This is a genomic window from Pseudomonas sp. 3A(2025) (genome assembly GCF_054589175.1).
Genome location: NZ_BAAILM010000039.1, coordinates 128,288 through 150,323, shown reverse-complemented (window position 1 = coordinate 150,323; position 22,036 = coordinate 128,288). Strand labels below are relative to the sequence as shown.

20 protein-coding genes are annotated in these 22,036 nt (G+C 61.8%); 14 read left to right on the top strand and 6 right to left on the bottom strand.

The features are described from left to right. Window positions 1–93: 93 nt before the first annotated feature. From ACYP2A_RS16310 to ACYP2A_RS16265, 10 genes are all read left to right on the top strand, one after another. Complete coding sequence (locus tag ACYP2A_RS16310) at window positions 94–714, top strand: NUDIX domain-containing protein (RefSeq protein WP_459746552.1); 621 nt, start codon at window positions 94–96, stop codon at window positions 712–714. After that, window positions 705–1,157: a DUF1249 domain-containing protein gene (locus ACYP2A_RS16305; RefSeq protein ID WP_056840639.1), complete on the top strand. Its 453-nt coding sequence runs from the start codon at window positions 705–707 to the stop codon at window positions 1,155–1,157. Before ACYP2A_RS16310 ends, ACYP2A_RS16305 begins: the two co-directional genes overlap by 10 nt. A gap of 232 nt (window positions 1,158–1,389) precedes the next feature. Further along, complete coding sequence (locus tag ACYP2A_RS16300; RefSeq protein ID WP_459746548.1) at window positions 1,390–1,536, top strand: hypothetical protein; 147 nt, start codon at window positions 1,390–1,392, stop codon at window positions 1,534–1,536. Between the two features lie 77 nt (window positions 1,537–1,613). Further along, the gene (gene cpdA, locus ACYP2A_RS16295) at window positions 1,614–2,423 is read left to right on the top strand and encodes a 3',5'-cyclic-AMP phosphodiesterase (RefSeq protein ID WP_459746547.1); all 810 of its coding nucleotides are present in this window, start codon (window positions 1,614–1,616) and stop codon (window positions 2,421–2,423) included. Between the two features lie 80 nt (window positions 2,424–2,503). Then, window positions 2,504–3,121, top strand: coding sequence for a YqiA/YcfP family alpha/beta fold hydrolase (locus ACYP2A_RS16290; RefSeq protein ID WP_459746545.1), 618 nt, complete (start codon window positions 2,504–2,506; stop codon window positions 3,119–3,121). Window positions 3,122–3,174: 53 nt separating this feature from the next. Further along, window positions 3,175–5,079: a DNA topoisomerase IV subunit B gene (parE, locus tag ACYP2A_RS16285; RefSeq protein WP_459746543.1), complete on the top strand. Its 1,905-nt coding sequence runs from the start codon at window positions 3,175–3,177 to the stop codon at window positions 5,077–5,079. Then, complete coding sequence (locus ACYP2A_RS16280) at window positions 5,076–6,050, top strand: esterase-like activity of phytase family protein (protein ID WP_459746542.1); 975 nt, start codon at window positions 5,076–5,078, stop codon at window positions 6,048–6,050. The genes parE and ACYP2A_RS16280 overlap by 4 nt, the downstream gene beginning before the upstream one ends. Next, window positions 6,047–6,568, top strand: a complete 522-nt coding sequence (locus ACYP2A_RS16275) for a retropepsin-like aspartic protease family protein (protein WP_459746541.1) — start codon at window positions 6,047–6,049, stop codon at window positions 6,566–6,568. Before ACYP2A_RS16280 ends, ACYP2A_RS16275 begins: the two co-directional genes overlap by 4 nt. A gap of 13 nt (window positions 6,569–6,581) precedes the next feature. Beyond that, a complete protein-coding gene (gene parC / locus ACYP2A_RS16270) occupies window positions 6,582–8,837 on the top strand; it encodes a DNA topoisomerase IV subunit A (protein ID WP_459746539.1) in 2,256 nt (751 codons plus the stop codon). Between the two features lie 180 nt (window positions 8,838–9,017). Further along, on the top strand, window positions 9,018–9,719 hold the full coding sequence (locus ACYP2A_RS16265; RefSeq protein WP_459746536.1) for a PqiC family protein: 702 nt from the start codon (window positions 9,018–9,020) through the stop codon (window positions 9,717–9,719). Window positions 9,720–9,848: 129 nt separating this feature from the next. On the opposite strand, the gene ACYP2A_RS16260 is transcribed toward ACYP2A_RS16265, so the two are convergent. Next, window positions 9,849–11,381: a histidine kinase gene (locus ACYP2A_RS16260; protein ID WP_459746534.1), complete on the bottom strand. Its 1,533-nt coding sequence runs from the start codon at window positions 11,379–11,381 to the stop codon at window positions 9,849–9,851. Window positions 11,382–11,511: 130 nt separating this feature from the next. On the opposite strand from ACYP2A_RS16260, the gene serB reads away from it, so the two are divergent. Continuing rightward, entirely contained in the window at window positions 11,512–12,726 is a 1,215-nt protein-coding gene (gene serB, locus ACYP2A_RS16255) for a phosphoserine phosphatase SerB (RefSeq protein WP_459746533.1), read from the top strand. Window positions 12,727–12,771: 45 nt separating this feature from the next. Here the strand turns inward: serB and ACYP2A_RS16250 are convergent, their stop codons facing one another. The 4 genes from ACYP2A_RS16250 to ACYP2A_RS16235 all read right to left on the bottom strand — a co-directional run bounded on the left by ACYP2A_RS16250 (window position 12,772) and on the right by ACYP2A_RS16235 (window position 18,163). Further along, window positions 12,772–14,550 carry a molecular chaperone gene (locus ACYP2A_RS16250; protein ID WP_459746531.1) on the bottom strand — a complete coding sequence of 593 codons (1,779 nt, stop codon included), beginning with the start codon at window positions 14,548–14,550 and terminating at the stop codon, window positions 12,772–12,774. Between the two features lie 237 nt (window positions 14,551–14,787). Then, window positions 14,788–15,651, bottom strand: a complete 864-nt coding sequence (gene asd / locus ACYP2A_RS16245; RefSeq protein WP_459746527.1) for an archaetidylserine decarboxylase — start codon at window positions 15,649–15,651, stop codon at window positions 14,788–14,790. 69 nt (window positions 15,652–15,720) lie between these two features. Continuing rightward, window positions 15,721–16,536 (bottom strand): rhodanese-like domain-containing protein, encoded by an 816-nt coding sequence (locus tag ACYP2A_RS16240; RefSeq protein WP_459746524.1) that lies wholly within the window; start codon window positions 16,534–16,536, stop codon window positions 15,721–15,723. 97 nt (window positions 16,537–16,633) lie between these two features. Further along, a complete protein-coding gene (locus ACYP2A_RS16235; protein WP_459746522.1) occupies window positions 16,634–18,163 on the bottom strand; it encodes an HDOD domain-containing protein in 1,530 nt (509 codons plus the stop codon). A gap of 216 nt (window positions 18,164–18,379) precedes the next feature. On the opposite strand from ACYP2A_RS16235, the gene motA reads away from it, so the two are divergent. Next, the gene (motA, locus tag ACYP2A_RS16230; RefSeq protein ID WP_459746518.1) at window positions 18,380–19,231 is read left to right on the top strand and encodes a flagellar motor stator protein MotA; all 852 of its coding nucleotides are present in this window, start codon (window positions 18,380–18,382) and stop codon (window positions 19,229–19,231) included. Window positions 19,232–19,234: 3 nt separating this feature from the next. After that, window positions 19,235–20,239, top strand: coding sequence for a flagellar motor protein MotB (gene motB / locus ACYP2A_RS16225; RefSeq protein ID WP_459746516.1), 1,005 nt, complete (start codon window positions 19,235–19,237; stop codon window positions 20,237–20,239). Between the two features lie 7 nt (window positions 20,240–20,246). Here the strand turns inward: motB and rsgA are convergent, their stop codons facing one another. Next, on the bottom strand, window positions 20,247–21,278 hold the full coding sequence (gene rsgA, locus ACYP2A_RS16220; protein WP_459746513.1) for a small ribosomal subunit biogenesis GTPase RsgA: 1,032 nt from the start codon (window positions 21,276–21,278) through the stop codon (window positions 20,247–20,249). A gap of 139 nt (window positions 21,279–21,417) precedes the next feature. Here rsgA and orn point away from each other — a divergent pair, with 139 nt between their 5' ends. Then, window positions 21,418–21,951, top strand: a complete 534-nt coding sequence (gene orn, locus ACYP2A_RS16215; RefSeq protein ID WP_459746511.1) for an oligoribonuclease — start codon at window positions 21,418–21,420, stop codon at window positions 21,949–21,951. The last annotated feature ends 85 nt before the right edge of the window (window positions 21,952–22,036 follow it).

The window sequence follows — 22,036 nt, the reverse complement described above, 5'->3', positions numbered from 1 at the left end:
CGCGTCTACCCTGCATTTTGAAGGGGGGCTGCATCCGGTGGTCGATGCGCGTTAGGATGGCCCGAAGCCAAAGCGTCCTGCAGCGAGACCTCCATGACCCAAACCACTACCCGATCGACCCCGACGGCGTTTGAAATCACCCGCCGTGAAACCTGCTTTCAGGGGTTCTACAAACTCGACAAGCTTTACCTGCGCCATGAGCTGTTCAATGGCGGTACAGGCCGTGAAATCGGCCGTGAACTGTTCGTGCGTCACGATGCCGTTTGCGTGTTGCCGTACGATGCCAGGCGTGACGAAGTGGTGCTGATCGAGCAGTTCCGCGTCGGTGCGCTAGAGAAAGTCGGCAACCCGTGGCTGATCGAGCTGGTCGCCGGATTGATCGACAAGGACGAGCAACCGGAAGAGGTTGCTCATCGCGAGGCAGAAGAGGAAGCTGATCTGGCATTCCAGGCCTTGTGGCCGATTACCCGGTACTTTCCTTCGCCGGGCGGCAGCGATGAATATGTTCATCTTTTCCTGGGACAATGCGACAGCCAGGGCGCCGGTGGCGTGCACGGGCTGGAATCGGAGGGGGAGGACATCCGCGTTACGGTCTGGTCGTTCGACGACGCATTGCAGGCTGTGGCCGATGGCCGGATCATGAACGCGGCAACCATCATTGCCTTGCAATGGCTGGCCTTGAACCGCGCTGAAATAAGGGGGCTATGGTCGTGAATCTCTTGCGCGAGCGCTATCGTGTCGATCTTGCCGGCCTGCAGGCAGCATGCGAGGCCAACTATGCCCGCCTGATGCGCCTGTTGCCCGACATGCGCACACAAAAAAGCTCGCGTCGTGTAGCAGTGACTCAAGGCGAGCAAATGCTCGGCGTGCTGGCAGTCGAAGTCCTGCTCGACTGCCCCTATACCACCACCTTGCAGGTCAGCCAGGAGCACAGCCTGCCCTGGCTACCGGTGCCGCGCCTTGAAGTGCAGGTTTATCACGACGCGCGCATGGCCGAAGTGATCGGCGCCGAACACGCCCGGCGCTTTCGCGGCATCTACCCGTACCCCAATACCCACATGCACCAGCCCGACGAAAAGGCCCAGCTCAACCTGTTTCTGGGTGAGTGGCTGAGCCATTGTCTGGCGTGCGGGCATGAGTATGAGGCGGTGCGGTAGAAATCCCCCGCCGTCTTGGCGTCGCGCTGTCGCGCAGTAAACACAGATCATGATGTGGGAGGGAGCTCTGCTCGCGAAAGGGCCAGTAAAGTCCGCACATTGGCAGTAGCTTTACCTCCGTCATCGCGGGCAGAGCCCCCTCCTACCATTGACCGTGTTCCTTCAATTGATCGGTATTACTTGGCCGCATAGGTCTTTCGATAAGCCTGGCCGGAATTTTTACGGAGTGATCATGGACGCGAATCAAGCAAAAGTCCCTGTCAGTCGCCAGATTGCCGATCTTGATGCGCGTATAAATGCCAAAAAAACATTTGCGGCTCGAATCGGCCTCGTTCCCGCTTGTCTGGCGTTGCCGCACGGAGAATGTTTGCCAGTGTGACCGGCTACTCATTCCCGGTTTGCCGTACCCGATATCACCCACCATAATCGCAACGTATCGTTCCAGGGAGACGGCCGTTGCCGAGTTCATCTATCAAGGACTCCTCAGTCCTGCTGGTCCAGCTTTCCGACAGTCATCTGTTCGCCGAGGCGAGCGGTACGCTGATGGGTATGAATACCCGTGACGGCCTGGAAAAAGTGCTTGAGCTGGTGCAGGCCGAGCAGCCAGAAATCGATCTGTTGCTGATGACCGGGGATATTTCCCAGGACGGCACGGTGCAGTCGTATCAGACCTTTCGCCAGATGAGCGAGCCACTGGGCGTGCCGGTGCGCTGGTTGCCGGGCAATCATGACGAATGGGCGCAGATGCACGAGGCGGCGCACGGCACCGATGTGCTGGTGCCGGTGACCGACATCGGCGGCTGGCGGGTCACGATGCTCAACTCGGAGGTCGAGGGCTCGGTGTTCGGTCATCTGGAAGACGATCAGTTGCAATTGCTCGAGCAATCGCTGAGCGAGGCGCCTGATCGCCATCATCTGGTGTGCCTGCATCATCATCCCGTGCCTATTGGCTGTGCCTGGATGGTGCCGATCGGCTTGCACAATGCCGTGGCGCTGTTCGCCGTCCTGGATCGCTACCCTCAAGTGCGCGCAGTGCTCTGGGGCCATGTGCACCAGGCGTTCGACCAGGTGCGCGAGGGGGTGCGGCTGCTGGCGACACCGTCGACCTGCATCCAGTTTGCGCCGGGCAGCGAGGATTTCGGCCTCGACACGGCTGCGCCCGGCTATCGCTGGCTACGCCTGCATGACGACGGACGGCTCGAGACCGGCGTCAACAGGCTGGCAGCGGCGGATTTCGGCGTCGATTACACCGGCACTGGCTATTGATACAGTTGCAGTGCGTTTCTGTCCTCTGACTCCTGTAAACTACGCAGCTTTGCTCTGCTGCGAGTTACCGGAGGCATGACGTGACCGGCAATAACCCCTCTGTGCTTTATATACACGGCCTGAACAGCTCGGCCCTGTCGAAGAAGGCGACCTGGTTGACGACGCTGATGCGCTCGCTGGGCTTGCAAGCGCACCTGCAAGTGCCAGAACTGCATCACCACCCCCGTCAGGCCATCGGCCAGCTGGAGCAGGCGATTGAAGCCCTGGGTCGGCCGCTGCTGGTCGGCAGCTCGCTCGGCGGCTACTATGCGACCCATCTTGCGCAGCGCCACGGGCTAAAAGCCGTGTTGATCAACCCGGCGGTCAATCCGCACCAGTTGTTCGACGGTTTTCTGGGGACCCAGCAAAACCTGTACACCGGTGAGCGTTGGGAACTGACTCTGGACCATGTGCAGGCACTGGCCGATCTGCAGGTGCCGGCACCCAGCGACCCGCAGCAGATCCGGGTGTGGTTGCAGACCGGCGACGAAACGCTGGATTACCGCCGCGCCGAATCGTTTTACAAAGGTTGCAGCCTTGATATCCAGCAAGGCGGTGACCACAGCTACCAAGGCTTTGCCGCGCGTCTGCCAGAGCTGCTGGCGATTGCCGGTTTTGCCCCGCAGGTGCTGCAAGCGATTGACCTTTCACAGCTCTGAAAAGCAGGCATGTGAAGATGCGATATTTCATGAACCATTGATGACGAGACCCCATGGCCACTCCCAGCGCTAGTTCTTATAACGCCGATGCCATCGAAGTCCTCTCGGGCCTCGACCCGGTTCGCAAGCGTCCGGGTATGTATACCGACACCTCGCGGCCCAACCACCTGGCTCAGGAAGTCATCGACAACAGCGTCGACGAAGCCTTGGCCGGCCACGCGCGCTCGGTGCAGGTCATTCTTCACGCCGACCATTCCCTTGAAGTCAGCGACGATGGCCGCGGCATGCCGGTGGACATTCACCCTGAAGAGGGCGTGTCCGGGGTCGAACTGATCCTTACCAAGTTGCACGCCGGCGGCAAGTTCTCCAACAAGAACTACCAGTTCTCCGGTGGCCTGCACGGTGTGGGCATTTCGGTGGTCAACGCGCTGTCGACCCAGGTGCGGGTCAAGGTCAAGCGCGATGGCAACGAATACCAGATGACCTTCGCCGACGGCTTCAAGGCCTCGGATTTGCAGGTCGTCGGGACAGTGGGCAAGCGCAACACCGGCACCAGTGTGTATTTCAGTCCGGACCCCAAGTATTTCGACAGCCCCAGATTCTCTGTCAGCCGCCTCAAGCATGTACTCAAGGCCAAGGCGGTGTTGTGTCCGGGGCTGCTGGTCAGTTTCGAAGACAAGTCCACCGGCGAGAAGGTCGAGTGGCATTACGAGGACGGCCTGCGCTCTTACCTGCAGGATTCGGTCACCGAGTTTTTGCGCCTGCCCGACGAGCCGTTCTGCGGCAGCTTCGCCGGTAATAAAGAGGCCGTCGACTGGGCCTTGCTGTGGTTGCCCGAAGGTGGCGACAGCGTCCAGGAAAGCTACGTCAACCTGATCCCTACCGCCCAGGGCGGTACTCACGTCAACGGCTTGCGCCAGGGCCTGCTCGATGCCATGCGCGAGTTCTGTGAGTTCCGCAGCCTGCTGCCACGTGGCGTCAAGCTGGCCCCGGAAGATGTCTGGGAGCGCATCGCCTTTGTGCTCTCGACCAAGATGCAAGAGCCGCAATTCTCCGGCCAGACCAAAGAGCGGCTGTCGTCGCGTGAAGCGGCGGCGTTTGTCTCGGGTGTGGTCAAGGATGCCTTCAGCCTTTGGCTCAACACCCACTCTGACCTGGGCATGCAACTGGCCGAGCTGGCGATCAATAACGCCGGCCGCCGCCTGAAAGCCAGCAAGAAGGTCGAGCGCAAGCGCATCACCCAGGGGCCGGCACTGCCCGGCAAGCTGGCCGATTGTGCCGGGCAGGACCCGGCGCGCTCCGAGCTGTTTCTGGTCGAGGGCGACTCTGCCGGCGGTTCGGCCAAGCAGGCGCGGGACAAGGAGTTCCAGGCCATCCTGCCGTTGCGCGGCAAGATTCTGAATACCTGGGAAGTCGATGGCGGCGAGGTGCTTGCCAGCCAGGAAGTGCATAACATTGCCGTGGCCATTGGCGTCGACCCGGGCTCGACCGACATCAGCCAGCTGCGTTACGGCAAAATCTGCATTTTGGCCGACGCCGACTCCGACGGCCTGCACATCGCAACCTTGCTGTGTGCCTTGTTCGTCCAGCATTTCCGCCCGTTGGTGGATGCCGGCAACGTCTATGTGGCCATGCCGCCGCTGTACCGCATAGACCTGGGCAAAGAGATTTTCTATGCGCTGGACGAAGCCGAGCGCGACGGCATCCTCGACCGGCTGGTGGCCGAGAAGAAGCGCGGCAAGCCGCAGGTCACGCGATTCAAGGGCCTGGGCGAAATGAACCCGCCACAGTTGCGCGAAACCACCATGGACCCCAATACCCGGCGCCTGGTCCAGCTGACCCTGGACGACTTTGCCGCGACCACAGAGATCATGGACATGCTGCTGGCCAAGAAGCGCGCCTCGGACCGCAAGGCCTGGCTTGAGGCCAAAGGCAACCTGGCCGAGGTCCTGAGTTGAGGCTAGCCTGTCTTGCCGCGCTAATCCTGCTGGCGGCACCGGCCCACGCGCTGGTGCCGCTCGAACAGCTCCAACTGCTGTCCGAGCATCCGGTGGAGGGCATGGTCGGCGGCAATCTTTCAGGGCTGGCCCTGTGCAACGGGCAGTTGTGGACGGTATCGGACCGCGACGACCGGGTGATCTATCGCCTGGACCGTACGCAAACCGTGTGGCAGGCCGAGGCCGAACACTTCGAGGTGCCCGAGCCGCCCAGTAACTTGCCGGCCAGCCTGCGGGCAATGGCCAGTATGTCGACGGTGGTGCGCGGCGGTGGCATGGACTACGAGGGCGTGAGCTGCGATGCCGCAGGCAATCGCTATCTGGTCAGTGAAGCCCACGCCGCCGTCTTGAAGCTTCCGTTGCAAGGTGCTGCCAGCTGGCTGGCCTTGCCGCCGGCGCTGGTCGAGCAGGCCCGTGCAAAGGGCATGCTGCAACGCTTCAACGCCATTTTCGAAGGCATTGCAGTCAATCCGCAGGGCGACCGCGTCTGGCTGGCGGCAGAGCGCGAGGCGCGTGGCCTGCTGGTGGTCAGTCGTGACGGCGAGAAATGGCATTGCCAGCCGACGTGTGTACTGTATGCCGAGGTCGATCGTGTGCAGACCAGCAACCTGCGTCACCGGGACACATCCAGCGACTTTGCCGACCTGTCGTTGTACAACGGCAAGCTCTACACGCTTGAACGCTCGGTGTACCGGATATGCCGACGCGACCTGGAGGACGGGCAGATCGAGCGTTGCTGGGCGTTCAGCCGTGAAGCCCGGCAACCGCAGCGCCGCTACGATCAGCCGTATGGCTTGACCGAGGCGCTGGTGGTCGACGAAACCGGTGCCTGGATCGGCACGGACAACAACTTCGGTGCGCGCGCCGATGGTGAAAAACGACCCGTCGTGTGGCGCTTCGCAGCGCCCGCACGCGGCTGGAGTGCGCCATGAATCAAGCGGTTCCCGGCCGGCGTGCCGGCAAGATTCTGATGATCGTGGCCTGGGCGGCGGGGATCTTTTTGGCCACGCGCTTTTTTGGCGACTGGGAAGACAAGCAACACAACCCCAATAGCAGCATGGTCTCCGAGCATGCCAATGGCGCGATCGAAGTGCGCCTGGCGGGCAATCGCCAGGGGCATTTTGTCGGCACCGCGAAAATCAACGGGCGTGACGCGCAGTTCATGATCGACACCGGCGCCACCGATGTCGCGATTCCGGGCGAGCTGGCTGACGAACTGGGCCTTGAGCGCGGCGTGCCGGTCACCGTCAGCACCGCCAATGGCCGCGTGCAGGGCTTTCGCACCCACCTGGACCGCGTGCAACTGGGCGATATCGTCCTGCGCAATGTGCGTGCACTGGTCACCCCCAGCCTGGACGGCAACGAGATCCTGCTGGGCATGAGTGCCATGAAACAACTCGAATTCACCCAGCGCGACGGCACCTTGCTGCTGCGCCAGACGACCCCCTAATGACGAGGCCCGCATGAGCGACTCCCTTGACCTCAGCCTGGACGGCGTCGAACGCCGCTCCCTGGCGGACTTCACCGAACAGGCCTATCTCAACTATTCCATGTACGTGATCATGGACCGCGCACTGCCGCACATCGGCGACGGCCTCAAGCCGGTGCAGCGCCGTATCGTGTACGCCATGAGCGAGCTGGGCCTGGGCGCCGATGCCAAGCACAAGAAGTCGGCGCGCACCGTCGGCGACGTGCTCGGCAAGTTCCACCCGCACGGCGACTCGGCCTGCTATGAAGCCATGGTGCTGATGGCCCAGCCGTTCAGCTACCGCTACACCCTGGTCGACGGCCAGGGCAACTGGGGTGCGCCGGACGATCCGAAGTCGTTCGCGGCCATGCGTTACACCGAAGCGCGTCTGTCGCGCTATTCCGAAGTGCTGCTCAGCGAGCTGGGCCAGGGCACCGCAGACTGGGTGCCTAACTTCGACGGCACCCTCGATGAGCCTGCCGTGTTGCCGGCGCGTTTGCCCAATATCCTGCTCAATGGCACCACGGGTATTGCCGTGGGCATGGCCACCGATGTGCCGCCGCATAACCTGCGCGAGGTGGCCAATGCCTGTGTGCACTTGCTTGACGAGCCCAAGGCCACCGTCGAAGAGCTGTGCAGCTTCATTCAAGGGCCGGATTATCCGACCGAAGCGGAAATCATCACCCCGCGTGCCGACCTGCTGAAGATTTACGAAACCGGCAAGGGTTCGGTGCGCATGCGCGCCGTGTACCGGGTCGAAGACGGCGACATCGTGGTCACCGCGCTGCCGCATCAGGTTTCCGGCGCCAAGGTGCTGGAGCAGATCGCTGCGCAGATGCAGGCCAAGAAGCTGCCGATGGTCGCCGACCTGCGCGACGAGTCGGACCACGAAAACCCGTGCCGTATCGTGATCATTCCGCGCTCCAACCGCATCGATGCCGCCGAACTCATGCAGCACCTGTTCGCCACCACCGACCTTGAATCGAGCTACCGCGTCAACATCAACATCATTGGTCTGGACGGCAAGCCGCAGCTCAAGAACCTGCGGGTGTTGCTCAGCGAGTGGCTGACGTTCCGTATCGGCACCGTGCGCCGCCGTTTACAGTTCCGCCTGGACAAGGTCGAGCATCGCCTGCACCTGTTGGACGGTTTGCTGACCGCCTACCTGAACCTGGATGAAGTTATCCACATCATCCGCACCTCCGACCAGCCAAAGGCCGACCTGATCGCGCGTTTCGGACTGTCGGAAATTCAGGCCGACTATATTCTCGACACCCGTCTGCGGCAGCTGGCGCGTCTCGAAGAAATGAAGCTGCGCGGCGAGCAGGATGCCTTGCGCAAGGAGCAAGCCAAACTCAAGGCCCTGCTGGGCAGCGACACCAAGCTGCGCAAACTGGTGCGCACCGAGCTGATTGCCGACGCCGAAACCTATGGCGACGATCGCCGCTCGCCGATTGTCGAGCGTGCCGAGGCCCGTGCGCTGTCGGAAAACGAGCTGATGCCAACCGAGCCGGTGACGGTGGTGATGTCCGAGAAAGGCTGGGTGCGCTGCGCCAAGGGCCACGACATCGACGCCACCGGGCTGTCTTATAAAGCCGGCGACGGCTTCAAGACCTCGGCCATCGGTCGCTCCAACCAGTTTGCGGTGTTCATCGACTCGACCGGGCGCAGCTATTCGGTGGCTGCGCACACCCTGCCGTCGGCCAGGGGGCAGGGCGAGCCGTTGACCGGCAAGCTGCAACCGCCGCCGGGTGCGACCTTTGAATGCGTGTTGCTGCCCGAAGACGAGGCGCTGTACGTGATTGCCTCCGATGCCGGCTACGGATTCGTGGTCAAGGGCGACGACCTGCAAGCTAAGAACAAGGCCGGCAAGGCCTTGCTGACCTTGCCGGGCGGCTCGAAAGTCATTCCGCCGCGCCCGGTCGGCGACCGTGAGAGCAACTGGCTGGCGGCGGTGACCACCGAAGGTCGCCTGCTGGTGTTCCGCATCAGCGACCTGCCGCAACTGGGCAAGGGCAAGGGCAACAAGATCATCGGCGTGCCCGGCGAGCGGGTGGCCAGCCGCGAAGAGTATGTCAGCGACCTTGCGGTTATTCCTGAAGGCGCGACGCTGGTATTGCAGGCCGGCAAGCGCACGCTGTCGCTCAAGGCCGACGACCTGGATCACTACAAGGGCGAGCGTGGCCGACGCGGCAACAAGCTGCCACGGGGCTTCCAGCGAGTAGACGCGCTGTTGGTAGAAAACAGCTGAAAACAGTTGTTTATGGTCAGCGATCTTCGTTTTGCAGCGAAGATCGCCGCAGAATCGCTGGAGTCATGACCGATATTCGCGGATGATATGGGGTCTTTAAACAGGCGTGGCTCTGTGCCTGTATGACTTTGACGAGCTTTCAATTTGTAACCTGCCGCTCGCAGGTTCCTGGACGGGACGATGAATTTCCGACGCCTCCCCTTTATTTTGCTGATGACCGGTGTACTCGGCCTTGCCGGCTGCAGTGTGCATCAGCCTGCCGCGCTGTATCAGCTTGACAGCGGCGAGCCGGGCCAGCCCAAACAGGGCGCCGGGCTTGCGGTGTTGCTGGGCCCGGTTTCCATAGCCGACTATTTGCAACGTGAAACCCTGCTGCAACGCCAGCCCGACGGCACCCTGACCGCTGCCACCGATGGTCGCTGGGCCGGTAACCTGTCGTCCGATATCGATCAGTTATTGTTGCGCCAGATCGCCTGGAAGCTCGACAGCCAGCGCGTCGTCCTGGCGCCAGCGACGGGCGCCAGCTTCTCGCCCGACGTACAGATTCTGTTGTCCATCACCCGGCTGGACTCGGGCAGCAAGCAACCTGCAATCCTCGACGCTCAATGGCGTCTGCTGGACCGCAAGGGCAACGTACGCGACAGCCGTCTCGTGCATCTCGAAGAGGTGCACAGCGGAACGACAGCAGCACAGGTCAAGGCGCAGGGTATTCTGTTGCAGCGCCTGGCCGATCAGGTCAGCACCGCGATCAAGCCGATTGCCTGGCAGCCGCCTGAAGAACCGAAAAAGGCGCCTGTCGTGCGTACCAAACCGCAGGCCGAAAAGCCAAAGATCCCAATGGCCGCGCCTATCCGCACCGATCTTGAAGTGTTCCGCTTCTGATTGCACTCCCGTAGGGCCGACCGTACGGCGATCCGTCGGGCGGCCCCGTAGGACCGACTTTAGTCGGGAAGCAGGCGACACCGATTCGCGCCCTTCGCTGCTAAAGCAGCTCCTACGTACGGATTCGCCCTACACGTCGTGCATGCGTGCCAGCTGGCGCTCGAGCATCGACGGGTAGGGCTCCATCAAGCGTTCCACACAACACGCACCTTCGGGGCTGGCGATAGGGCGGATGCGTGCGCGCTGGCGAATCAGCTCATCGTCGTTGACCGAGCGTTCGACCAGCAGCAGGTTGCGGCTGTGTTGCGACAGGGCCAGGGCGTCCTGGGCTTTTTCGGTCAGCAGCAAGTCGATCTGGCTCAGTCCTTTCAGACCCTCGCCCAGTGTCAGGCCCAATTGCAGTTGCAGGGTGATGCCGCTGTCGGCGACTTCGACCTGCAAGGCGTGGCTCAGCGCACGCAGCAGCTCGCCACAGCAGATGGCGTTAGTGAGGTAATCCTCGCCACTGACCTGGCTGTGGAACAGCAACAGTGTGCTGCCGTCATTCAGGGTGTGGACTTCGCCATCGTACAGCGAGGCCGCCTGCTCCAGGCAGTCGCGATAGCGCTGCAGCAGGTCGTTCAGGCGCGCACGGGGCAGGCGTCGCAGTTGGTCCTGAGCCCCCAGTTGTGCGGCCAGAATTGCACTGTGTTGCGGTTCGTCATGAGCCGGCGCCACATAGGCCGGTGCTGCGACCGGCAGCGCGGCCAGGCGAGCGGCAGGCGCTGCATGCTCGCGCAGGTCGGCGAACGCCTCGTCATCGTCCAGGTCTTCTTCGGCAACGATACGTCGTGGCACAGGTGCTGCTGCCAGACGTGGCTTGACCGGTGGCTCGATGATTTCATCGTCACGGGCCGAAAACGACGAGTCGTCGAGATCGTCGTCGATCAGTTCAGGATCGTACTCCGGCTCCGGTGGCTGTTCAGGCTCGGGCGGTGCGAACGAGGCGCGCAGCTGGCGGGCCAGGTCACCGACTTCGTCCTGACGCTCGGTGCCCGGCGTATAAGGGTCGATATGGCGCAGCCACAGGCGCAACTGCAGCAGTGGCGTGGAAATATGCCGGCCCAGGCGCAGGCTGAGCGCCAGGGCCAGTGCCAGCAGGATCCCGGCCAGAATGCCCATGCTTTGCAGGCTGATGGTCAGCGGCTGCTGGAATTGCGACATGTCCAGGCTGATGCGCAGATGACCTGCCATCACGTCCTGAAAGGTGATCTTGATTTCGTACAGCCCCTCGGTTTCACCCAGCAGGCCGCTTTTGGGGCGCTGTCCGGCTTCGGCAAGGATGCGGTTGTCGACGCTGTAGATCGCCGCGTGTGCCACCAGCGGGTTCTTCACCAGGTTGCCCAGCAGCACATTGAGACTAAGGATGTCGTTGGACACCAGCAGCTCGGTGGCCGAGGTCGCGGTCTGGGTGGTCAGCGCCTGACCCAGGGCATCGGCCTGCTCATGCATGGCCTGCTTGAACTGCAAGCCCATGACGCCGGCGTAGATCACCAGCGCCAAGGCCACCAGAATCACGTTATGGCTGGCGATACGCAGGGCAATCGGTACACGGCGATGACGCAGGGCACGAAAGATCAGCAGGAAGAAGTTATCGGATTTGACAGGCGTGGGCCGGTTCACAGAGCACGGCTCTTTCGAAGAAGTTGCCGCGCAGTATAGCGAGCGCCCCTGAGACGGCAAAGCGCTGGCTGTGCCCGATAGGCCTTGAAAGCAGGTAGAATGCGGTTTTTTTCCATAGCGGGGGTGCGCCTTGCGCGAAATCGTCCTGATTAACATCACTGGTGAGGATCGTCCCGGTCTCACCGCAGCCATTACCGGCGCTCTCGCCCAGGGTGGCGTGAACATTCTCGATATTGGTCAGGCAGTGATCCACGACACGCTGTCGTTTGGCATCCTGGTTGAGATTCCGGATACGGTGCAGGGTTCCTCGGTGCTCAAAGAGGTTTTGTTCACCGCCTACAAACTCGACCAGCAAGTGCGTTTTACCCCGGTGTCCGAAGCCGATTACCAGCACTGGGTCGACGGCCAGGGCAAGGCCCGGCACATCGTCACGCTGCTGACCCGCAAGGTCACCGCCGAGCAACTGCAATGCGTCAGCTCGATCATTGCGCGCTATGGCCTGAACATCGATCAGATCGATCGCCTGTCCGGGCGCACGCCGCTGGATACCCCGGATGACAAGAGCAAGGGCTGCATCGAGTTTTCGGTACGCGGCGAAGCGGGCGATCTCAAGGCCATGCAGGCCGAGTTCCTGAGCGTGGCCCAAGAGCTGAACGTCGACATCGCGTTTCAGCAGGACTCGCTGTTCCGCCGCAATCGCCGTCTGGCGGTGTTCGACATGGACTCGACGCTGATCGAGGCCGAGGTCATCGACGAACTGGCCAAGGCTGCAGGCGTCGGTGAGCAGGTTTCGGCCATCACTGAGCGGGCCATGGCCGGCGAGCTGGATTTTCGCGCCAGCTTCAAGGAGCGCCTGGCGCTGCTCAAGGGCCTGGACATCAATGTGCTGGACGAAATCGGCGCGTCGCTGCGCCTGACCGAAGGGGCTGAAAACCTGTTCGCCGAGCTCAAGCGCCTGGGGTACAAGACGGCGATCTTGTCCGGTGGCTTCACCTACTTCGCCAGGCAGTTGCAGGAAAAGCTGGGCATCGACTACGTGTTCGCCAATGAACTGGAAGTGGTCGACGGTCGTGTGACCGGCGTCGCCGTCGAGCCTATCGTCGATGCTCAGCGCAAAGCCGACCTGCTGCGTGAACTGGCGCGCAAGGAAGGGTTGAGCCTGGAGCAGACCATCGCTGTGGGCGACGGCGCCAACGACCTGCCGATGCTGGCGATTGCGGGTCTGGGTGTGGCGTTCCGTGCGAAACCGCTGGTCAAGCAATCGGCCAAACAGGCGATTTCTACCCTGGGGCTGGACGGGATTCTGTACCTGCTGGGTTTCCGCGACCGCGAAGGCCGGAGCTAAGACGCAAGATACAAGCTGCAAGCGCTTGAAGCTTGAAGCTTGAAGCTACAGCGTGCCCCACAACGATTCGAATTCTTCGCCGGTACGGGACTTGTCCTGGCCGGCGACTTTCGGCGCTTCGAATATCTGATACTCGAACTGGTTGTAGCTGGCACTGGCAATGTGGCGGCCTTTGAGGGCCGCACGTTTCTCGTCGCCATTTACATTCATCATCACCTTGTTGCCCTCCTTGAAGGGCAGTCGCGGCGCCAGCACCGTCGGCGGTTTTTCCATCGGGCGTATCTCGGGCAGCATCAGGCTGCGCAGGTACTGGCTGTTTTGCAGTTCGCCAATCAATTGCATGCCGCAGGGCTGGGCGAACGGCGCGATCAGTTCGATGCCCATCTGCGTGCCACCGCTGCGCACCTGACGTATCCAGCGCACGATGGCGACACTCCAGCCGGGTCCGCTCTCATCCTGCAAGCCGATCACTTCGCCCGCCTGTAACTGGCTGGGCACCTCTTTCTGCCAGGCCAGGCAATAGCCGCCTGGGCTGTGGTTGACGATATTCAACTCATACGTCGGGAAATCATGCTGGGCGTTGCTGCCGTCAGCATCGCCCTCGGCTTGCGGGTATTCGATTTCCTCGAGCGGCAGCAAGGTCGATGAGGTGTTGCCGCGCTGAGTATCGAACGCTTGTGACCATGGGTCGTCGTTATCGTTGACCAGCTTGAGGCTGAAGTCCGCCGGCTTGCTGGCTGCCGGCAATTGCAGTTGCTCGCTGAACGACTTTCGTCCGCCCAGGTAGTAGTGCAGGGCGCTCATGCCCAGGCACAGTTTCAGCGTACCCTGGCCAGGGGTGCGCTGAAAGGTCCGTTCGGCCACATCGCCCCAGGCCACCGCCAGATGTTGCAGCAGGTCGGTGCTGATGCCGGGCGGTACCGACAGAGCCGCTTGCCCGCGTTGTTCGGCTGGCAGCTCGAGGTATTGATGGATTGCACTGGCCAGTTGCAGCGAGTTGACCCCGAGCAACTGCGGTATCAGCTCTTCGCCAAACAGACTGCGATAGCGCGGTGGTTTGTCGGCCGTGGGGTCCACGGCAAACAGACTGCCCTCTTTATGAGCATCCTGCAGTTGCACTTGGCTGCTCCAGGCCTCCAGCGCCTCGGCCAGTTTGCCGATATTGAGCTGGCGCATCTGGTTACAGCGTGCGTTGCCCATCATCAGGGCGATGACGTAGGTCTGCTCGATGCTCAGGCTGCGTACATGCAGCGCCTGGGGTTCTGGCACCTGAGCATTGTGCAACTGATACTGGCGAGCGATCTGATACATCTGGTGCAGTTCAAGCCACAGGCCGTCCTGTACCGGGCAGTACAGCTGGCTTGCGCGCACCAAGGGCCCGTTCAGGCAGTGCAAGGCGCGTTGCAGTGCTGTGGTGAACAGGGTGGCGCGTTCGCGGGTGTACTTCGGCGCGATGCGGTGGATGATCAGTTTATAACCGGTTGCCAGATGGTTTTGCAGGGCCTGGCACAGGTTGGCGACCTTGCGCGGGCGCTCGTCCAGAACGATGGACTGATTGAGAAAGTGGCGTTCCAGGTGCTTGCAGACGAAATACACTTCTGGGCGCAGCAACTCCAGCAACTGCAGGCGGTTTGCGCTGGGGGTGACCAGCAGGTTGAGCTCTGTAAGACCTTGATACAATTGCCGGGCCATTTCGCCCAGGTTCGCCTTGGGAAGGGTCGAGATCCAGCGCTTCAGGTCGCGCGGGCTGGCTTCACAGAAGGTCAGGCTCGACTGTGTCGGTGCTGGAACACGCAACAACAAAGGAAAGCTCAAGTTGCTCATGTGACAGGCAGACTCCTGGTATTACTGGCCCGAACGGTGGCATTCAAGGCGGGTAGTCGCGCACGGCCTTGATCCAGGCGGTGTGCGAGTACCGATTAAATGCAGAGTGTCCTACAACACCGATGGGCCGACTGTAACAGCATCAGACTAACATCGCAGCTTAATCTGGCTTTTAGCCATCGCAGGGGCCGATCAGAACCCGCTATAAAAACATACCGTCCTGATCGACCCTCCGGATCATACCTTCGTTGCGTGCGCGAGTGCCTGACCCATGTTGACCGCTGATCCGGCCGTCAGGTTTTCAGCCCATTTCACTTGCTCGGGGCCGAACAGGACGATGACGGTAGAGCCCAGTTTGAAACGGCCCATCTCGGCGCCTTTTTCCAGATGGATCGGTGCACGTGCGGCTTCGTCATAGCGTACGGTTTTCAGCGTGCGCTTGGGTGGCGTGACCAGCCCGGCCCAGACGGTTTCGACCGAAGCGACGATCATTGCGCCGACCAGTACCATGGCCATCGGGCCACGTTCGGTATCGAAAATGCAGACCACGCGCTCGTTGCGGGCAAACAGTTCTGGCACGTTTTCGGCCGTGGTCTGGTTGACCGAAAAGATGCGCCCCGGCACATAGACCATTTCACGCAGGGTGCCGGCCAGCGGCATGTGCACGCGGTGGTAGTCCTTGGGCGACAGGTACACGGTGGCGAATTCGCCGCCCATGAACGGCGCCGACAGGGCCGGGTCGCCGCCCAGCAGTTCAAGCGCGCTGAAGCTATGGCCCTTGGCCTGGAACAGACGGCCCTGTTCGATCGGGCCCAACTGGCTGATGGCGCCGTCGGCAGGGCTGAGAATCGCGTCGGGCGTGGTGTCCAGTGGGCGAGCGTCAGGCTTCAGGGCGCGGGTGAAGAAGGCGTTGAAGTGCTCATAACCGTGAATGTCTTCGACCTGCGCCAAGGACATGTCGATCTGATAGCGGCGAGCGAACCACGCGGTAAAGGCGTTCTTGAACCAGGTCACCCGGCACTCGGCGATGCAGCCGGCCAGGCGCGACAACAAATGATGGGGCAGCAGGTACTGGCTCAGAATAAACAGACGCTCTTTCATTAATCGTTCCTAACCTCTTGATGGAAGCCTGTGATGGAAGCCTGCGCGCAACGGGCGCAGGCTGCCGGTTTATTGTTCGACCGGGGTGTCGGGGTGATTGCCCCATTCGCTCCAGGAGCCGGCGTAAGCCTTGACCCGCGGGTAGCCCAGCGCCTTGGCGGCCAGATAGGTGAAGCCGGAGCGGCGATGGCTCTGGCAGTGGGTGATCACTTCCTTGTCCGGGGTAATGCCCAGCTCTTCCAGCGCCTGGCGCAGGTCCTGGCGGATGCGCAGCTGGCGTGCCTTGTCCATGCCGTCGGTCCATTCGAAATTGACCGCGCCAGGAATGTGCCCGCCTTTTGCCGACAGCACCTTTGCCCCGGAAAACTCCTCCGGTGCGCGGGCATCCCAGATCGCCAGGTCATCGGCGCCCAGGCGGCTTTGCAGGTATTCACGGGTGGCGGTGGGTTGCTCGTGCAGTTCCAGGCTCACCGGCGTCGTGCCCGCCGCCGGGGTGTCGGTGGACAAGGCCAGGCCGTCTTCGGCCCACGCCAGAACACCGCCATTGAGGTAGTGGTAGCGGCTGTGGCCGATGACGTCGAGCAACCAGATAAAACGTCCGGACCAGCCGCCGCCTTCATCGTCGTAGACTACGTAGACCGCATCGCTGCGATGGCCCAGTTCGCCGAACAGGCGCTCCAGGTCGGTCTGGCTCGGGGCCAGCCCGGGGGCTGGCGGTTGACCCAGCTGGGTGCGCTTGGGCTCGACGAAGCGGGCACCGGGGATATGTCCGGCGTCATAGCGCGCCTGATTGGTCAGGTCGACGAGAATCAGTTCCGGCGCCGTCAGGCGTGCCTGCAGGTCGCTGGGCTCGATGACCAGCGGCAAGTCGTTGAACACGGACATTTCCAGCCTCCCTTGATGAGCAAAGGCGCAAATTGTAGCCCAAGGCAGCGCTGAAAAGTGTCTGTAGGGAGTCCTTAAGTCGATAACCCTGTCCGCGTCAGGACTTGACCTGAACGAAATTGACCAATGCCCGCTCGATGCATTGCGCGGTTTTGGCAAAGGCCTGCACGGAAATCTCCGACAGCGGGCTGCCGCCCTGGTCTGCGATGGCCAGCATCAGCACCTTGCCGTTGCAACTCAGCGAGCGAATCAGCAGGTGCTGGCCTTTGAACAAGGCCTTGAACACCGGCGGCAACAGCGCGGCAAACTGTGCATGGTTGGCAGGGGTTAGGCGCAATTGCGTCGGCTGGCCGAGCAGGCGGGCCAGCACCTTGCTGTCCTTGAGCGGGAACTGCAAGGTGGCGTTGTCGTTGCTCATCCCGGCCAACTGGTGCACGCGCAGCAGGCTGGCGGTCTTGTCGGGCATCAACAGCATGACCCGCTGCATGCCGCAGGCCACCAGCGCATCGCGGGCCAGAGTGGTCAGGTGCATGGCGTTATTGAACGGGCTGGGCTCGACCAGAAGTTCTGCACACAGCTTGCGCCAGCGTTGCAATGCGTCGGCCGAAGGCGGCGGCGTTGGCTCGTGGTTATTGGCGATACGCCTGAAATCCCATGGCCACAGCAGAGACTCGGCCGGGTGCCACAAATCCTTGCTCGCATGCTGGCGTGCACTGCTGGCGGCATTCTGGTGCACCTGTTGCTGGACATCGGCCAGTGGCTGCTGCAGATACAGGCTGCTGAGCAACTCCCAGCGCAGGCAGTGCGGGCTGTTCCAGGCCTGCTGGGCGGCCAGTGCCAGGCCGTTGCCCATCAGCACGGTGTTGGCCGGCTGGTTGAACCAGCGTTGCAGGATCGGGTTGGCGTCCATGTTGCGTTGCTGCTGCAACGGTTCTTCGTTCTCGCGAGCGATGCGCAGGGCCTTGACCCATTCGCGACGCTCCTTGATCAGCACGGTATAGCCACGGGTAACCCACAGCGGCAAACGCCAGGTGTCGGCCAGTGCCAGGCACAGGTCGAGCAGCTTGATGCCGAACAGTTCCTGTTCGACGCTACGGCTCGACTCACCCTTGTGGATCACCCGCAGTTCCCACTCTTCGAGCAGCTTGGGGTGCGCCAGCGCCATCGGCCACAGCGGCGCGAGAAACAACAGGCTGCCCAGATGAATGTCCTGCCACAGGCGCGCCAGGCGGCTGGCAAACAGGCCGCTGGCCTGCTGGGTGGCGTGCTGGCTGATGAGGATCAGTTGTCGATAGGCCTTGGGGATCTCATCGGCCGGTTTTGCCGGCAGACGATTGAGCAGCACTTCGGTGCGCGCCAGCCCCAGACGATTGAGCGCCACCTCCAGGCTCTCGGCCTGTTCGGCCAGGCCATGGGTGTGCTGGTTGGCTTCGCGCAGGACGCTGAGCACCAGTGCCGGGCTCTCGTGCATCATGTCGGCGATCTCGCGCAACGAGCGGCGGCTGTCGGTCAGCGCAGAGCGCACATGTGCGTGGTTGTGCTGCGGGATCGGCAGCGCAAGGCCATCCAGTTGCTTGACCCAGGCATCGAGCGTTCGTGGGCGTGGGAAGTGTGGCGTTGTCGGCATACGGGGCGGCCTGTGCGGCTAATAGTCTGTCAGTGATGGGTTACGCTTATTCAGACCTTGCGATGTCATGTATTGTTACACCCTGAGTCAATGACGAAACAGGTTTTTCACGCGATCAGACTACAGTCTGGCTCAGTGAGGCCGATAAGTAGAACAGCAGTTTCATCGTTGCACCGCACATATCCCTGAATCCGACTGAACAAGTATTTTTTACCTATGGCTAAAATCATCGGCATTATTGTCGTTTTCGCGAGCGTTCTCAGCGGATACGTGCTGTCCCACGGTCAGATCATGGCGTTGTTCCAGCCATTCGAGGTCCTGATTATCGGGGGCGCGGCACTGGGTGCCTTCTTGCAGGCCAACCCGGGTCATATGACCATGCATGTGTTCAAAAAGTCGCTGAAGATGTTCAGTACGCGCTTTACCCATGCCTACTACCTCGAAGTGCTGGGGCTGATCTACGAAATTCTCAATAAAAGCCGTCGTGAAGGCATGATGGCCATCGAAGGCGACATCGAAGAGCCGGCGTCCAGCCCGATCTTCGCCAAGTACCCCGGCGTACTCAAGGATGAGCGCATGACCGCGTACATCTGCGATTACCTGCGCATCATGTCGTCCGGCAACATGGCGCCGCACGAGCTCGAAGGCCTGTTCGACATGGAACTGCTGAGCATGAAAGAGGAGCTTGAGCATCCCTCCCATGCCGTGACCGGTATCGCCGACGGCATGCCCGGCTTCGGTATCGTGGCAGCGGTACTGGGGATCGTGGTGACCATGGCCTCGCTGGGCTCCGGCGACAAGGCCGCGATCGGTCAGCACGTGGGTGCGGCACTGGTCGGTACCTTCTTCGGTATTCTGGCGGCATACGGCTTCTTCGGCCCGCTGGCCACCTCTTTGGCACACGATGCCAAGGAAGAGATGAACGTCTACGAATGCATCAAGGCATCGCTGGTCGCTTCCGCTTCCGGCATGCCGCCTTCACTGGCCGTCGAGTTCGGCCGCAAGGTTCTGTACCCGGCACACCGCCCCAGCTTCACCGAGCTGGAACAAGCCGTACGTGGTCGCTAAGCCATGGAAAATAATCAGCCGATAATCGTCAAACGGGTCAAACGCTTCGGCGGTGGACACCACGGCGGCGCCTGGAAAATCGCCTTCGCCGACTTTGCAACGGCAATGATGGCGTTCTTTCTGGTGCTGTGGCTGATGTCGGCCGCCACCCCTGAAGAGTTGGTCGCGATTGCCGGCTACTTCAAGGACCCGGTGGGCTTTAGCGACAGCGGCTCGCCGTATGTGATCGACTTGGGCGGTTCGCCGGAAATGGCGCCGGACCGCTCGCTGAACCCTGAGATCAAGAGCACGCCAAGCCCGGACACTGTGCCGATCGAAGCGGACGATGCCGAGGCCAAGGCTGATCAGGTCGAGAAAGAACGTCTTGAAATGCTGCTGCAAGAGCTGCAGAACAAGGTCGAAGAAAGCCCGCAACTGCAGAAATTCAAGGACCAGATTCTGCTCGAAATCACTCAGGACGGCTTGCGTATCCAGATTGTCGATGCCGACAACCGGCCGATGTTCGACTCCGGCAGTGCGCGGCTCAAGCCTTATTTCGAAGATATTCTGCTGGCCCTGGCCGACACCATCAAGGATGTGCCGAACAAGATCAGTGTCAGCGGCCACACCGATGCCAAGCCGTTTGCCGGTAGCGGTGAGTTCGGCAACTGGGAACTCTCGGCCAGTCGTGCCAACGCCGCACGCCGTGCGCTGGTGGCGGGCAGCTACCCCGAGTCGCAAGTGGCGCGGGTGGTGGGGTATGCCTCGTCGGCGCTGTACGATCGTGACAAGCCGCTGAACCCGATCAACCGGCGCATCGACATCGTGGTACTGACCAAAAAGGCCCAGCGGCTTATCGATGGTGATCAGGGCACCGGTACTGCGCCTGCCAGCACCCCGGCAACGCCAGCACCGCCGGGCGCATCGACCCGGGGGGCGGTCGACCCGCAGGCCGGTGCTCTACCGCACGAGGTTCGCCAGCGGCTGAACCTGTTCGAGCAAGGCAACGTACGGGCGCCGGGTCAGTAAGCGCCGATCAGTATTCATCCTGCGGCAAGCTGGCCAGGATCGAGCGGTAGCTGTGCATGCGCTGGGCTGAAATACGGCCCTCTTCAAGTCCCTTGAGCAGCGCGCAGCCAGGTTCGCGGTCGTGCTTGCAGTCGCGGAAGCGGCAAGTGCCGATCAGGTTGTTGAACTCGATAAAGCCGGCTTCCACGTCATGACGACTCACGTGCACCAGGCCGAATTCGCGGATGCCCGGTGAGTCGATCAGCTCGCCGCCATTGGGGAAATGGAACAGCCGTGCGGTGGTCGTGGTGTGGGTACCTTGCCCGGAAAACTCCGACAGCGGCCCGACACGGGTGCCGACGTCCGGCAGCAGGCTGTTGACCAGCGACGATTTGCCCACCCCGGATTGGCCGACAAACACACTGACTTGTCCGTTCAGGCGCTCTTCGAGTTGCTGCATGCCGTCGCCTTGATGGGCGGAGACTTCCAGCACCGGATAGCCCAGGCCGCGATACACCGACAACATTTCATTGAGGGCAACGGCGTTCTGCTCGTTGATCAGGTCGGCCTTGTTGAGCAGCAGCAGCGGGTGGATGCCGGCATGTTCGGCAGCCACCAGATAACGGTCGATCAGGTTGGCGTGCGGCTCGGGCATTGGCGCAAAGACGATCACGATCAGGTCGACGTTGGCTGCTACCGGCTTGAGCTGGCCGCGCGAATCCGGCCGGCACAGCTCGGTGCTGCGTGGCAGTTGCGCCACGATGACGCCGATACCCTGGTTGCCGGCCCGCCATACCACCTGGTCGCCGGTGACCAGCGCTGGCAGGTTGGCGCGCAAGTGGCAGCGGTAGGTCTGACCCTTCTGCTCGCCTTCCTGGGCTTCGACCTCGACCTGGACGCCGAAGTGGGCAATCACCAGGCCGACCTGTTCAGGGCCCAGATCGCCACCTTCAAGGATTTCGACTGCCTGGGATTCGCGTTTGGCGGCGCGAGCGGCGCGCTCGCCCTGGATCTTTTCGATACGCCAGTTCTGGCGGCGATTGAGTTGGCGTTTGGCCATGGGGACTTCCGATGTGTGAGGTCCAGGCCACGCCGTCTGGCAGCGACCGGCCCGCAAAAATGAACAGCTTGGGATGCAAGGGCCGATACTAGCACGCCGGGCTAGGCTAAACTGCGCGCCTACGCTGAGGAGCCCAAACATGCAGAGCAAGAGCAACCTGATCTGGATCGACCTGGAAATGACCGGTCTGGATCCTGATCACGACGTCATCATCGAGATGGCGACCATCATTACCGACAGCGAGCTCAATACCCTGGCCGAAGGGCCGGTGATCGCCATCCATCAGAGCGATGAAATCCTCGCCGGCATGGACGAGTGGAACACCCGTCAGCACGGCGGTTCCGGCCTGACCCAGCGGGTGCGCGAGAGCACTATCAGTAACGCTGAAGCGGAAGCCCTGACTCTGGACTTCATCAAACAATGGGTGCCAGAGCGCAGCTCGCCGATCTGCGGCAACAGCATCTGCCAGGACCGCCGCTTTCTGTATCGGCACATGAAAGGCCTGGAAAACTACTTCCATTACCGCAATCTCGATGTCTCGACGCTCAAGGAACTGGCCGCGCGCTGGTCGCCGGAGCTGAAATTCAAGAAAGGCAGCACCCATCTGGCACTGGACGACATTCGCGAATCCATCGCAGAACTGCGTTTCTATCGCGAAAACTTCATCAAGTAACGACTGGGTTCACAGGGGCAACGAATAAACCTCGTTGCACCCTTTCAGTGCGCCGGGCGGCTGGGTAGACTGCGCGCCTTTGTCG